Genomic DNA, 12,064 nt, shown 5'->3' with positions numbered 1-12,064 from the left:
GGGGAGGCGCGCGGAGGGGCGGAGGGGTGGAGGCCCGCGGAGGGGCGGAGGGGGGGAGGCGCGCGGAGGGGCGGAGGCGCGCGGGGTGGCGCGGCTTGGCGGAGGCGCGCGGCCGAAGGGTGGGGCGGGGGCCGGGATTGAGTGCTGGGGACGATTTCGACGTATGGGGGGTGTGGGTCCCGGGGCGGGGCTCTGTGTGGCGTGCCGTCACCGTCAAGATCCGGAGGAACATATGAGGGTGACCCGACCGATGCTCGCGCTGGCCGGTGCAGTCGCGGCCCTGGCCCTCGCCGGCTGCGGAACCGGCGACGGTGACAAGGGGCAGGTGCCGCCCACCGCCACCGGCAGCCTGGAACACCTGGCGGCCGAGGCGAAGTGCGACCCGAACATGCAGACCGACGCCGACACCATCCGCCAGGCCCTGTGCGGGAAGGGCGAAGGCAAGTACGTCCTCGCCACCTTCTCCACCGACCGGGGCCAGCGCGAGTGGATCAACACGGCCAAGGACTACGGCGGTCACTACCTCGTCGGCCGCAAGTGGGTCGCCGTGGGCCACGAGGACGTCGTCACCGCACTGCGCGGAACCCTCGGCGGCACCCTGGAGGAGGGCATCGACCACAGCGGCGGCGGGCACGACGGCCACCACGGCTGAGACCGGCGAACAGAAGGAGGGCCGGTGGCGGGAATCCCCGCCACCGGCCCTCCTTCTGTCGGCTGCCGCCGGAACTACTTGCAGTCCTCACCGCTGTTGATGCACCCGACCACCTGGTTCATCAGGTCGTCGTCCATCACGTTGATGAAGTCGTTGTGATCGGTGATCGGCTTGTGCAGCTGCTCCGGGAAGCTGTCCACCGCGTACGGGTTCTGCACCTGGCCGTTCTCGATGACCGGGGTGGGGATGTCGTACACCAGGCGGACCTGGAGCTGCGGAATGGCCTGGAAGCCGTTCGAGCAGGTGCCGTCGGCGTTCACGAACGCCATGTGGTCACGGTGGTTGGCGCTGTCGATGTTCTGACCGTCCCAGCAGCTCTGGAAGTTGGTCGTGCGCACGACCTGGCTGCCCTGCGGGCACAGCGGGTACTTGTCCGTCACCTGCCGGTCCTCGAAGCCCGTGCAGGACCACGAGGTGTTGGCGTTGCCGTTGCCGTTGACGAACGCCTTGGCGTCACCGGTGATGATGCGCAGGAACTTCGGCATCGCCACGACGTCGCCCTGCTTGCTGCCGGCGAACCTCAGCTCGGCCTGGGCCGGCTTGAGGATCTTGCCGATGTTGCCCTCGGCGCCACCGCCCTGGTCGTTCGCGTCGAACTCCTGGGTACCGTCCTGGAGTCGCAGCACCGGCCAGTAGTACGTGGACTTGTCGCCCTGGTTCTGGCACGAGGTGTCGGCGTTGGCCAGGTCCTCGTCGCTGGAGAAGGCGTCGTTGTCCTGGTTGCCGACGTAGTCGTGCACGTGGTGCGCGCCGTTGTCGACGCCCGGGGCGGCGATCAGGTTGTCACTGTTGAAGATGTTGTTCTCGTTGGTACCGCACTCGGTGGTGAAGGTACCGGTGGAACCGCCGTCGCCGTTCGCCGCGAGCCCGTTCTGCAGATCGCGGGAGCCCGGCTGGACGTCGTTGATGTCGATGAAGTCCTCGGCCACCGGGCCCGCGACACCGTTGCCGTTGTCGTCCTGGTCCTGACCGTCACCCTGGTCCTGGCCGCCGTCCTGGCCGCCGTCCTGACCCTGGTCCTGGCCGCCGTCGTTCTGACCGCCACCGTTCTGGCCGCCGCCCTGCTGCCCGTCGGCGGGGCGGCCGGTGCAGCCGGCGAGCCGGTCCAGGTCGTTGCCGGCCTTGCCGCCGGCCCGGTTGATCTCCAGCTTGATGCGGTCGATCAGCACCTTCCGGCGGTCCTTGAGCGGACCCAGGATGGAGTTCTGCACGAACTGCCCGTCCCCGGCCTGCGCGCGGCGCGTGGTGACGAGGCGCTGGTAGGCGTCGGTGATCTGCTGGTCCATAGAGGCCAGTTCACCGTCGACCTCACCGCGGGCCCGGTCCGGCACGTCACGGAGCTGCTGCCCGACGTCCGGGCAGTCGATCGTGGCGACCTGCTGCGCCCCTCTCGACTTCGTCCGGTTGTGGCCTCCGTCCTCGTGTGCCGAGGCATAGAAATTGGCCCAGATCAGCCCGCCCCCGCCGAGCGCCAGGGCCGCTACCCCGGCTACGGCCTTGGCGGCCAGCGGCGTACGGCGTTTTCTTGTGTTGCGTCCCATGGAACTCCTCTTGACCTTCCTTACGGGGGCATCCCATTGCGGGGCAGTGAACGGCCCGACAGGAGTGAAGCGGCTCCCTTGAGTACGGGAGCCGCCCCACGGGTGTTCACCCGGCACAGGAATTGATGAGAAGTTCGTACGGCACACCGGTTTCAACAGGCCCTGGAGTACCGGGAGTTGCTGATCGCCCACCCGGTGTGAGGTCCGGTTTCAGCGGCCGTGGTCGAGATAGGCGAGTACGGCGAGGACGCGCCGGTTGTCGTCGTCCGATACCTCGAGTCCCAGTTTGGCGAAGATGTTGGCGGTGTGCTTGGCGATCGCCCGTTCCGTCACCACCAGCTTCGCCGCGATCGCCGCGTTGGTCCGCCCCTGCGCCATCAGCTCCAGCACCTCCAGCTCGCGGGGCGTCAGCCGGGCCAGCGGCCGGTCGTCGCCCGACTGCCGCGCCAGCAGCTGCTGGATCACCTGCGGGTCCATCGCCGTACCTCCCCGGGCCACCCGTCGTACCGCGTCCACGAACTGCTCCGCGTCGAACACCCGGTCCTTCAGCAGATAGCCGACCCCGCCACTGCCGTCCGCCAGCAGCTCCCGCGCGTACAACTGCTCCACGTGCTGCGACAGCACCAGCACCGGCAGCCCCGGCCGTCGGCGCCGCGCCTCCAGCGCGCACTGCAGGCCCTCGTCGGTGTGCGTCGGCGGCAGCCGTACGTCCACCACGGCGACGTCGGGTTCGTGCTCGGCCAGTGCCCGGGTCAGCTCGGGCCCGGTCTCCACCGCCGCCGCGATCTCGAAGTCGTGCGCCTCGAGGAGCCGGACGAGTCCGTCGCGCAGCAGGAACAGGTCTTCGGCTAGGACAACGCGCAAGGGAGCTCCATGGTGACCATGGTGGGACCGCCCGCGGGGCTGCTGACGGCCAGGACGCCGTCGAATGTACCCAGTCGCCGCTCCACCCCGGTCAGTCCCGAGCCGGCGCCGATCACCGCGCCGCCCCGGCCGTTGTCGGTGACCGTCACCCGCAGAAACCCCTCGGAGTGGTGCACGTCGATCCAGATCCGGTCCGCGCCCGAGTGCTTCACCGCGTTGGTGAGCACCTCGCTCACCGCGAAGTACGCCGCCGACTCCACCGGCGCCCCGGCCCGCCCGGTCAGCTCCACGTCCACCTCCGTCGCCACCGGCAGCCGCAGCGCCAGCGCCCGCACCGCGTCGCCGAGGCCGCGTTCGGCCAGCACCGGCGGATGGATGCCGCGCACCAGCTCCCGCAGCTCCGTCAGCGCCTCGGCGGACGACTGCCGGGCCTGCGTCAGCAGCGCGCGCGCCTTCGCCGGGTCCTTCTCCAGCAGCGCCTCGACCGTGCCCAGGTCCATGCCCATGGCGACCAGGCGGGCCTGCGCCCCGTCGTGCAGATCCCGCTCGATGCGCCGCAGTTCGGCGGCGGAGGTGTCCACGGCGTCCCGCCGGGTCTCCGTCAGCACCCGCACCCGCTCGGTCAGTTCGCCCCGGTCCGAGCCGAGGACGGCCCGGGTGAGCAGGAAGTGCCCGTGCAGCAGGCGCGGGGTGAGGAAGTGGGCCAGGAACAGCAGGGCCAGGGCGAGCACCCCGGCGCCGAGCGCGGACAGCTGGCCGGTGACGCGTACGAAGCCGTACCAGTACCCGTCGGGCAGCACCCGCCACAGGCCGGCCGCGATCGCCAGGCCCTCCAGCGGATAGACCAGCAGCGCGAACGGCAGCAGCGCGGTGACGAAGCCGGCGGTCATGTCGACCGGCAGCCACCGCAGGTCCCGCCATGTCGCCGGATCGCCCAGCATCCCGAACGTCCGCCCCCACGGATTGGCGTCCTCGGGCAGCGGCCGGTACGACGGCGCGATCCGCACCCCGCCCCACTCGGCCGCCAGCACCCGCCGCCAGTTCGCGAACGCCCGCACCCCCCGCAGTACGTACGGGGTGGTGACGATGCCGACACCGATCGGGATCAGCGCGATGGACACCACGGACAGCACGAAGCACAGCACCGCCCCCGGCAGCGCCACCAGCGCGAGCGCCAGCCCCCGTAGCGCGGCGAGCGCGATGCCCCGCCCCGTGGTCCGCCCGCCGCCGCTTCTCGTGTCTGTGGTCATGGCACAAGTCTGACGGGGCGCGGCGGGCGGGGCACTGGGCCGGACACCCGGCCCGGGGGTGGTGTTACCTACACCCCTCCCGCGATGCCGAGGACCTTCGCCTCCACCTCCGGGTCGAGCCCCTTGACCGTACGGTCCGGCCGCTGGGGCGCCGTACCGCCGATCCCTCGCAGCCAGGCCCAGGTGTCGGCCACGGTCTCCGCGACCGGGCGGCAGCGCAGGCCCGTCGCGACCGCCCGGGAGACGTCCGCCGAGTGCAGCGCGTCGTGCAGATCGGTGCCCGGCGGCACCCACACCGGCAACTGCGTCCACGGCTCGATCCCCGCGCCGAGGATCACCTCCGGCGCGGTCCACCGCAGTTCCGCCGTACCCCCGGTCACCCGGACACAGGCGTCGAGCAGCTCGCCCATCGTGGTGTGCCCCTGCGGCGACATCAGGTTGTACGGCCCGCTCAGGCCCTGCTCCGCCGCCCCGAGGATCCACTCCGCGAGGTCACGGACGTCGGCGTACTGCAGCGGCAGCTCCCGCGGACCCGGCGCGAGCACCGGCCCGCCGCTCGCCGTGCGGGCCAGCCACCAGGGCAGCCGGCCCACGTTCTCGTACGGCCCGATCAGCAGCCCCGCCCGCACCAGCAGCGACCGGTCCGCGCCGAAGGCGTCCACGGCGGCCAGCTCACCGCCCCGCTTGTCCCGCGCGTAGTCCGTGACCCCGGAGTCGGCCGAGGCGCCCTCCACCACGGGAGCTTGCTCGGTGTACCCGGCGGGCGGCGCCCACTCGTACACCGAGCAGCTCGACACGTACACATACCGTCCGGCGCGGTCGCGCAGCAGCCGTGCCGTGTCCCGCACCGCGCGCGGCGCGGCCGACCAGGAGTCGACGACGACGTCCCACTGGCCGGGGTCCTCGTCGAGCGCGGCCAGACCGTCGAGCGCCGTGCGGTCGCCCAGCAGAGTCCGCGCGCCGTGGGGGGCCTCGTGCCGTCCCCGGTGGAAGACGGTCACCTCCCAGCCCCGGCCCAGGGCCGCCTCGACGACGGCCCGGCCCGCGAACTCCGTACCGCCCAGCATCAGAAGTCTCATACCGGTGACTCTGCCCGGCCGGGCGGCACGGGGGAACGGGAATCTGCTGTCGGCAGACCGGTTCAGCGCGCGGCCACGGGCACGTACTTGTAGCCGACCCGGCGCACCGTGCGGATCGCGTCGCGGTGCCCGGCGCCCAGCTTGCGGCGCAGCCGGGCGATGTGGACGTCGACGGTACGGCCGTCGCCGACATGGCCGTAGCCCCACACCGTGCCCACGAGATGGTCCCGGGTGTGCACCCGGCCCGGGTGCGCGACCAGATGGGCCAGCAGCTCGAACTCCAGGTAGGTCAGGTCGAGTGGGCGCCCGTCGACCTGGGCGGTGCGCTGCACGGTGTCGACCCGGATCAGCGCGTCGTCGTCGGCCCCGGAGCCGGCCGGCTCCGGCACCGCGACCGGGAACGGCGGCTGCTGGTCGGCCGGGACCAGTACCAGATAGCCGACCATCGGGGGACGGCCGGGCAGCACCGGCAGGGCGTGCTGCGGGGCGGGCAGCCAGGTGGCGCCCGGCGGCAGCAGATCCGCGACGGTCACCACCTCGTCCCGGTCGACGGCGCGCAGCCGGTGCCGGGGCGGAAGGGACGCGGGGGCGGAGGGGGCGGAGGTCAGGGAGCGGGTGGTCGCCATGAGTCGTCAGCTCTTTCGCGCGAAGGGGTTCGTCGAGGACGTACGCGGTTCGCGCCGGCCGAAGGCCGCCGGGGGTCCGGGATCTGCCGGGTGCCCGGGCTTTAGAGGGCCGGTGCGTTCGTCACGCGACAACACACCCGGTCGAAGTCGTGGTGCTGACGGGAAGGCCAGAACGGCTCGAGGTCACGGCGACCCGTCGCGTCGTACTTCCGGAAGCTGGCCATACGCCCATTGAAGCAGACCCGCGCGCCCGGCAGGAGCCCCCTTCCACCGCTCGGACAACGCGAAGGGGCGTCCACCCCGACCGGTGGACGCCCCTCGCTCGCCTGTAGGGATCAGACCTGGCCGGCCTTCTCCAGCGCGGTGCAGCAGGTGTCGACCAGCAGCCGCGTCACCACGTACGGGTCCACGTTGGCGTTCGGGCGGCGGTCCTCGATGTAGCCCTTGCCGTCCTTCTCGACCTGCCACGGGATGCGCACCGAGGCACCGCGGTCGGAGACGCCGTACGAGTACTCGTTCCACGGCGCCGTCTCGTGCAGGCCGGTGAGGCGGTCGTCGATGCCGGCGCCGTAGTTCTTGACGTGGTCCAGCGGCTTGGAGCCCTCACCGAGCGACTCGGCGGCGGTGATGATCGCGTCGTAGCCCTCGCGCATCGCCTTGGTGGAGAAGTTGGTGTGCGCGCCGGCGCCGTTCCAGTCGCCCTTGACCGGCTTGGGGTCCAGGGTGGCGGAGACCTCGAAGTCCTCGGCGGTGCGGTAGAGCAGCCAGCGGGCCACCCACAGCTGGTCGGAGACCTCCAGCGGGGCCAGCGGGCCCACCTGGAACTCCCACTGGCCGGGCATGACCTCGGCGTTGATGCCGGAGATGCCGAGACCGGCCTTCAGGCAGTTCTCCAGGTGCGCCTCGACGACGTCACGGCCGAAGATCTCGTCCGAGCCGACACCGCAGTAGTAGCCGCCCTGCGCGGCCGGGAAGCCGCCCTCGGGGAAGCCGAGCGGGCGGGAGCCCTTGAAGAAGGTGTACTCCTGCTCGATGCCGAAGACCGGCTCCTGGGCGGCGAACTTCCCGGCGACCTCGGCCAGCGGGGCACGGGTGTTGGACTCGTGCGGCGTCATGTCCGTGTTGAGGACCTCGCACAGCACCAGGACGTCGTCACCGCCGCGGATCGGGTCCGGGCAGACGAAGACCGGCTTGAGGACACGGTCGGAGGCGTGCCCCTTGGCCTGGTTGGTGGAGGAACCGTCGAAGCCCCAGATCGGCAGGTCCGCGCCCTTGGCGTCGTCACCCAGGATCTTCGTCTTGGAACGCAGCTTGGCGGTCGGCTCGGTGCCGTCGATCCAGATGTACTCGGCCTTGAAGCTCACGGTCCACATCCTTCGGGGGTGGGTCTGGGCGCTGGTGCGGGTGCTGCGGCACTGGGGCGCCGCCGTCGATGCCACGCAGCCTGTCAACAGGCGATTTCCCGGCCGTTGCCCGCGTGTGAACCCCGTGTTACCTGCCACCGCCGTGTCCCGCCGCACCGGGTGCCCCGGCCGCCGGGGACACGGACGGGCCCGCCGCCCCGTGGGGGAGCGGCGGGCCCTGGGAATCCGCGACGAACCCGGGTGTCAGCCGACCTTCTCGATCACCGCCCGGCGGATCAGGAACTTGCCCGCCTCCCGGACCTGCTCGAAGGCCGCGTTGTTCAGCAGCACACAGCTGCCGGACACCGAAGTGACCTCCACCGTCGTGGACTTGTTGTTGTCCAGGTTGGTGACCTTCAGCTTCGTCCCGGCCGGGAACTGGTTGCTGGACGCGGCAGGGGCGCCGTCCTCACCGGAGAGGGTGACGGTCGACCCGTTGCACACCTGCTCACCGGAGGCCTGCGCCGCCCCGCCGTTCTCCTCCGCCGCCGGCTGCGAGGGGGCGGGCTGCTCCGGCTGTGCGGGCTGCTGCGGCTGGGAGCCCTGAGCCGACTCCCCCACCGTGCACCCGGACGCCTCCTGCTGGACCCGGATCTGGGCGATGACCGCCTCGCGGTTGGCGATCCGCGCCTGCGACTGCGCGTCGGGCGCGGCCCGCTGGCCCTCGATGAACTTCTCGTTGTTGCCGAGCGCGGTGGCCAGGCCCTGACAGACGGTCGAGTCCGCCGCGGACTTGGTGGTGGCCGCCGGCGGGGTGGCGTTCGACGTGGTCGCCATGACGAAGGCGCCGCCTCCCGCCACCGTCGCGGCGCTCAGCAACAGTGCGAGCTTCTTCTTCGGACCGAGACTTCTCCTGCGCGACATGCGCGCCTCCTCGAAGCGATAGGGGGGCGTACGCCGCTATGTACGAGATACCGAACGGAGTTACTCATCGGTCGGCCCAGTTCGCCGAAGTGGCCTGCGTCACACGGAGGTTCGGCGGGAGAGGGCGTCCCGCACCGCGTCCTCGGTGCGGCCCACGACCGCCGTACCGTCGTCCGCCGTGATGATCGGCCGCTGGATCAGCCGCGGATGCGCGGCGAGCGCCGCCACCCACCGGTCCCGCGCGCCGGCGTCCCGCGCCCACTCCCCGAGCCCCAGCTCCTTCGCCTCCGCCTCCTGGGTCCGCGTGATGTCCCACGGCTCCAGGCCCAGCCGCTGAAGCACCTCCCGGATCTCGTCCTCGCCCGGCACCTCCTCCAGATACCGGCGGACGGTGTACTCGGCCCCCTCCGCGTCGAGCAGACTGATGGCGCTACGGCACTTGGAACAGGCCGGATTGATCCAGATCTCCATGACGGACACCGTACGCCGCCACCCCGCTGTTCGAATTCCAGGTCCTCGCGCGGGTGTCTCCCGTGACCCCTGTGACGAAACGTCAAAACCCGCGCCCACCAGCGCATTCATCGTCCGGAACGGACCTGCTGATTGTCAGTGGCGGGCAGTAGACTGTAATCAGTGTTCGAGGGCGGCGGCGGGGCCACAGGGGGCCCCGGCGGACCGCCCCGACCGCGACAGGAGGATGTCCGTGCCCGCTGCCGCACTGAAGCCGAAGCCCACCCAGTCCACCGCGAAGCGCCCGGTCCTGCTCGAACTGCCCTGCGCCCCGGTGGAGAAGCGCGCGCTGCCCGCCGGCCGCCCGCGCGACTGGTACGTCACACACAACCGCCGCCTGAAGGCGATGCGCCTCGCCATCGCCCTGCTCGACTCCGGCGTCTACCTGCCCACCCAGGCCCGCAACGACAGGATCCGCACCACGGCGGCCCTGATAGGCGTCCACCCCCCGTCGGACACCACCTGCCACATGGTCCGCGCCTTCATGCGTTACAACCGCTGAGAGCGGAACCGGTGCCGGGCGCTTTCCCCTCGGGGGCGCCCGGCACCGCCGTGCCGCGCGCTGAGGCAGTATGGGCGGGTGGGGGCGCACCACCCTCTTCCCCGAAGTCGGCTCGCGCGGGCGGTACTTGTACCGGAAGGGCCGCGCGGACACGCCCCGCCGGAGACGAAAGGCACGACGGTTGGCTGAGCAGAGGACGGTTTCGGTCCCGTCGTCCTGGATGACGCCGTCCGGCCGGTACGGCCGCGCCGTCGCCCGGGCGTGCGACCTCGGTATCGCCCTGGTGGTCCTGGTGGCGGCGGAGTACTACAGCGCCGACCACGACCTGCTCCTGGGCGGTCTGATGGCCCTGAGTTTGCTGGCCCGCAGGCGGTTCCCCGGCACGGTGATGGCGGTCGTGCTGGCGCTGGGTGCCGTCCAGTTCGCCCTGTCCGAACTGCCGGACTTCGAGCTGGCCTCGGCGCCCGCCTCGTACGACGTGGCCGTGCTGTTCGCCATGATGTCGGTCGTCCACCACTCCCGGACCACCTGGATGCCGTACCTCGCGGGCGCCGCGGTGCTGCTGGCCCCGGCGGCCGGGACGGTGGGGATACCCGCCGGCGGCATCGAGCCGTTCGTCGACCTCCAGATGCTGCTCATCTACTGGGGGCTGACGCTGACGGTCTGGCTCACGGCCTTCGCCCTGCACACACGGCGCCTCTACGCCGAGAGCCAGGCGGCCCGCGCCTGGCACGCCGAGCGGGAACAGGAGCAGCGGGTCCGGCTGGCCGCGACCCGCGAGCGGGCCGAGATCGCCCGTGAACTGCACGATGTGGTGGCACACAGCCTGGCCGTGATGATCCTTCAGGCCGACGGCGCCGGATCCGTGCTGCGCAAGTCGCCGGACATGGCCGAATCCGCGCTGAGGACGATCGCCGCCACGGGCCGGGACGCCATCGACGACATGCACCGCATCGTCCGGGTACTGCGCGAGGGAAACCCGGACTCCGGCACCCCGGACCCCGCCGACGGCGGACCGCCACGGCGCCTGATCACCCTCGACGAGATCAAGGTCGTCGCCGACCGCGCACGGGCCGCCGGGCTGACCGTGGACGTGTCGGTCGAGGTCGGTGAGGGACGGCTGTCGCCGGCGGAGGAGATGACGGCCTTCCGCATCGTCCAGGAGTGCCTCACCAACGTGCTCCGCCACGCCGGAGCCGGGGCCGGGGTCGACATCCGGCTCCGCGAGGAGCGGGGCGCACTGCTGGTCGACGTGACCGACGACGGAGCGGGCACCCTCGCGGGCAGCGGCGTCGGCGGCCGCACCGGGGGGAACGGACTCGTGGGGATGCGGGAGCGGGCGGAACTCGCCGGCGGCACCTTCGAGGCCGGCCCCCGGCTCGGCAGCGGATGGCACGTACACGCCTCGATCCCGACAAGGACGGCATGATGGCACAGGCAGACGGACCGATCCGCGTGGTCGTCGTGGACGACCAGCCCCTGATCCGGGCCGGCTTCTCCATGGTCCTGGCCGGCCAGGACGACATCGACGTCGTCGGAGAGGCGGAGAACGGGGCGGACGCCCTCGACCTGCTGCGGAAGGTCGATGCGGACGTCGTCATCATGGACATCCGCATGCCCGTCATGGACGGCATCCAGGCCACGGAACAGCTGATGCGGTGGGACACTCCGCCCGGCGTGCTGGTGCTGACCACCTTCGACAACGACGAGGACGCCTTCGCGGCGCTGCGCGCCGGAGCCGGCGGCTTCCTGCTGAAGAACGCCCCGGCCGCGGAGGTCGTGAACGCCATCCGGGTCCTGGCCGCGGGGGAGTCGGTGGTGGCGCCGCGCATCACCCGGCTGCTCCTCGACCGGGTCTCGGAACGGCTCGCGCCGGCGAACGGACAGGCCGAACGGCTGGACGCCCTCACCGCGCGCGAGCGCGACGTGCTCGCCCTGGTCGCCCGGGGGCGGTCCAACGCCGAGATCGCGGGGGACCTCTACGTCGCGGAGGCCACGGTGAAGACGCACCTGGGCAACCTCATGGCCAAACTGCACCTGCGGGACCGTGCCCAGGCCGTCGTGTTCGCCTATGAGTCCGGGCTGGTCCGTCCCTCCCCCTGAGGGTGCACGAGCGCCCCCGGCTTCTGCACCCGGGGGCGCAGGATCCCCCGGTCCGGTGTGCCAGATCCGCGGTGTCCGATCTCGAATCCGTGGCCGATGTGCGGCGGGCCGCCGGAATCCAGACTTCTCACTGTCGCCGAACGCGGCCGAGAAGACACCGGAGGACCCGATGAACACCACGCCCACCACCCCGAAGCGCAAGCGGACCCGTCTCGTCATCGGCGCGGCCACCGCCGTGATCGCCGGGACCCTGGTCGCCGGCGGGGGCTACTGGTGGCTGGACCGCGACGAGCTCAGCCAGGCGTCCGCCGCCGACTGCCGCATGGCGCAGCGCATCATCACCGAGGCCGAGGAGATCTCCACCGGCCCCGCGCCGGACGCGCGGACGTGGTGGAAGAAGACCGGCGACGAGCGCCGCGCGCAGATGAAGGACGGCTACCTCGGGGCCAAGGTCTCCCGCTACGAGGGGTGGGCGCTCGCGACCGCCCAGAAGTCCCCCGAGGCGCCGTCCGCGAAGGATGTGAAAGACCTCGAGGAAGAGGCGCGGGGCCACTGCTCGGACTCCGGCGTCACCCTGTCCATGCCGCCGCTCGGCGCCTGACCCGGATCG

13 protein-coding genes are annotated in these 12,064 nt (G+C 71.8%); 5 read left to right on the top strand and 8 right to left on the bottom strand.

The annotated features are described in order from the left end of the window. Positions 1–232 precede the first annotated feature (232 nt). On the top strand, positions 233–652 hold the full coding sequence (locus tag IF28_RS0134495) for a hypothetical protein (protein ID WP_030229074.1): 420 nt from the start codon (positions 233–235) through the stop codon (positions 650–652). A gap of 74 nt (positions 653–726) precedes the next feature. Here IF28_RS0134495 and IF28_RS0134490 read toward each other — a convergent pair whose 3' ends face one another. From IF28_RS0134490 to IF28_RS0134455, 8 genes are all read right to left on the bottom strand, one after another. Next, positions 727–2,253 (bottom strand): DUF1996 domain-containing protein, encoded by a 1,527-nt coding sequence (locus IF28_RS0134490; RefSeq protein WP_030229071.1) that lies wholly within the window; start codon positions 2,251–2,253, stop codon positions 727–729. A 210-nt stretch (positions 2,254–2,463) separates the two neighbouring features. Beyond that, positions 2,464–3,117, bottom strand: a complete 654-nt coding sequence (locus IF28_RS0134485) for a response regulator (RefSeq protein WP_030229069.1) — start codon at positions 3,115–3,117, stop codon at positions 2,464–2,466. Then, a complete protein-coding gene (locus IF28_RS0134480) occupies positions 3,102–4,367 on the bottom strand; it encodes a sensor histidine kinase (RefSeq protein ID WP_030229068.1) in 1,266 nt (421 codons plus the stop codon). The genes IF28_RS0134485 and IF28_RS0134480 overlap by 16 nt, the downstream gene beginning before the upstream one ends. Before the next feature lie 68 nt (positions 4,368–4,435). Beyond that, positions 4,436–5,446: an NAD-dependent epimerase/dehydratase family protein gene (locus IF28_RS0134475; RefSeq protein ID WP_030229064.1), complete on the bottom strand. Its 1,011-nt coding sequence runs from the start codon at positions 5,444–5,446 to the stop codon at positions 4,436–4,438. A 62-nt stretch (positions 5,447–5,508) separates the two neighbouring features. Continuing rightward, positions 5,509–6,072 carry a winged helix-turn-helix domain-containing protein gene (locus tag IF28_RS0134470; protein WP_030229062.1) on the bottom strand — a complete coding sequence of 188 codons (564 nt, stop codon included), beginning with the start codon at positions 6,070–6,072 and terminating at the stop codon, positions 5,509–5,511. A 335-nt stretch (positions 6,073–6,407) separates the two neighbouring features. Beyond that, on the bottom strand, positions 6,408–7,436 hold the full coding sequence (gene glnII, locus IF28_RS0134465) for a glutamine synthetase (RefSeq protein ID WP_030229059.1): 1,029 nt from the start codon (positions 7,434–7,436) through the stop codon (positions 6,408–6,410). A 243-nt stretch (positions 7,437–7,679) separates the two neighbouring features. After that, on the bottom strand, positions 7,680–8,339 hold the full coding sequence (locus IF28_RS0134460; protein ID WP_030229057.1) for a hypothetical protein: 660 nt from the start codon (positions 8,337–8,339) through the stop codon (positions 7,680–7,682). A gap of 99 nt (positions 8,340–8,438) precedes the next feature. After that, a complete protein-coding gene (locus IF28_RS0134455) occupies positions 8,439–8,810 on the bottom strand; it encodes an arsenate reductase family protein (protein ID WP_030229055.1) in 372 nt (123 codons plus the stop codon). 232 nt (positions 8,811–9,042) lie between these two features. Between IF28_RS0134455 and IF28_RS0134450 the strand changes: the two genes are divergently transcribed. The 4 genes from IF28_RS0134450 (at position 9,043) to IF28_RS0134435 (ending at position 12,055) form a co-directional block, all read left to right on the top strand. Then, positions 9,043–9,351: a hypothetical protein gene (locus IF28_RS0134450; RefSeq protein WP_030229051.1), complete on the top strand. Its 309-nt coding sequence runs from the start codon at positions 9,043–9,045 to the stop codon at positions 9,349–9,351. 181 nt (positions 9,352–9,532) lie between these two features. Then, positions 9,533–10,780 (top strand): sensor histidine kinase, encoded by a 1,248-nt coding sequence (locus IF28_RS0134445; protein ID WP_030229049.1) that lies wholly within the window; start codon positions 9,533–9,535, stop codon positions 10,778–10,780. Beyond that, positions 10,780–11,454, top strand: coding sequence for a response regulator (locus IF28_RS0134440; protein WP_030229046.1), 675 nt, complete (start codon positions 10,780–10,782; stop codon positions 11,452–11,454). The genes IF28_RS0134445 and IF28_RS0134440 overlap by 1 nt, the downstream gene beginning before the upstream one ends. A gap of 169 nt (positions 11,455–11,623) precedes the next feature. After that, on the top strand, positions 11,624–12,055 hold the full coding sequence (locus tag IF28_RS0134435; protein WP_030229044.1) for a hypothetical protein: 432 nt from the start codon (positions 11,624–11,626) through the stop codon (positions 12,053–12,055). The last annotated feature ends 9 nt before the right edge of the window (positions 12,056–12,064 follow it).

The organism is Streptomyces sp. NRRL WC-3626 (assembly GCF_000718785.1).
Lineage (GTDB): Bacteria > Actinomycetota > Actinomycetes > Streptomycetales > Streptomycetaceae > Streptomyces > Streptomyces edwardsiae.
This window is presented reverse-complemented; position numbering and strand designations above follow the sequence as displayed.

Coding starts and splice junctions, on each gene's coding strand:
- IF28_RS0134495 (WP_030229074.1), top strand. CDS start 233: ATGAGGGTGACCCGACCGATGCTCGCGCTGGCCGGTGCAGTCGCGGCC.
- IF28_RS0134490 (WP_030229071.1), bottom strand. CDS start 2,253: ATGGGACGCAACACAAGAAAACGCCGTACGCCGCTGGCCGCCAAGGCC.
- IF28_RS0134480 (WP_030229068.1), bottom strand. CDS start 4,367: ATGACCACAGACACGAGAAGCGGCGGCGGGCGGACCACGGGGCGGGGC.
- IF28_RS0134475 (WP_030229064.1), bottom strand. CDS start 5,446: ATGAGACTTCTGATGCTGGGCGGTACGGAGTTCGCGGGCCGGGCCGTC.
- IF28_RS0134470 (WP_030229062.1), bottom strand. CDS start 6,072: ATGGCGACCACCCGCTCCCTGACCTCCGCCCCCTCCGCCCCCGCGTCC.
- IF28_RS0134460 (WP_030229057.1), bottom strand. CDS start 8,339: ATGTCGCGCAGGAGAAGTCTCGGTCCGAAGAAGAAGCTCGCACTGTTG.
- IF28_RS0134455 (WP_030229055.1), bottom strand. CDS start 8,810: ATGGAGATCTGGATCAATCCGGCCTGTTCCAAGTGCCGTAGCGCCATC.
- IF28_RS0134440 (WP_030229046.1), top strand. CDS start 10,780: ATGGCACAGGCAGACGGACCGATCCGCGTGGTCGTCGTGGACGACCAG.
- IF28_RS0134435 (WP_030229044.1), top strand. CDS start 11,624: ATGAACACCACGCCCACCACCCCGAAGCGCAAGCGGACCCGTCTCGTC.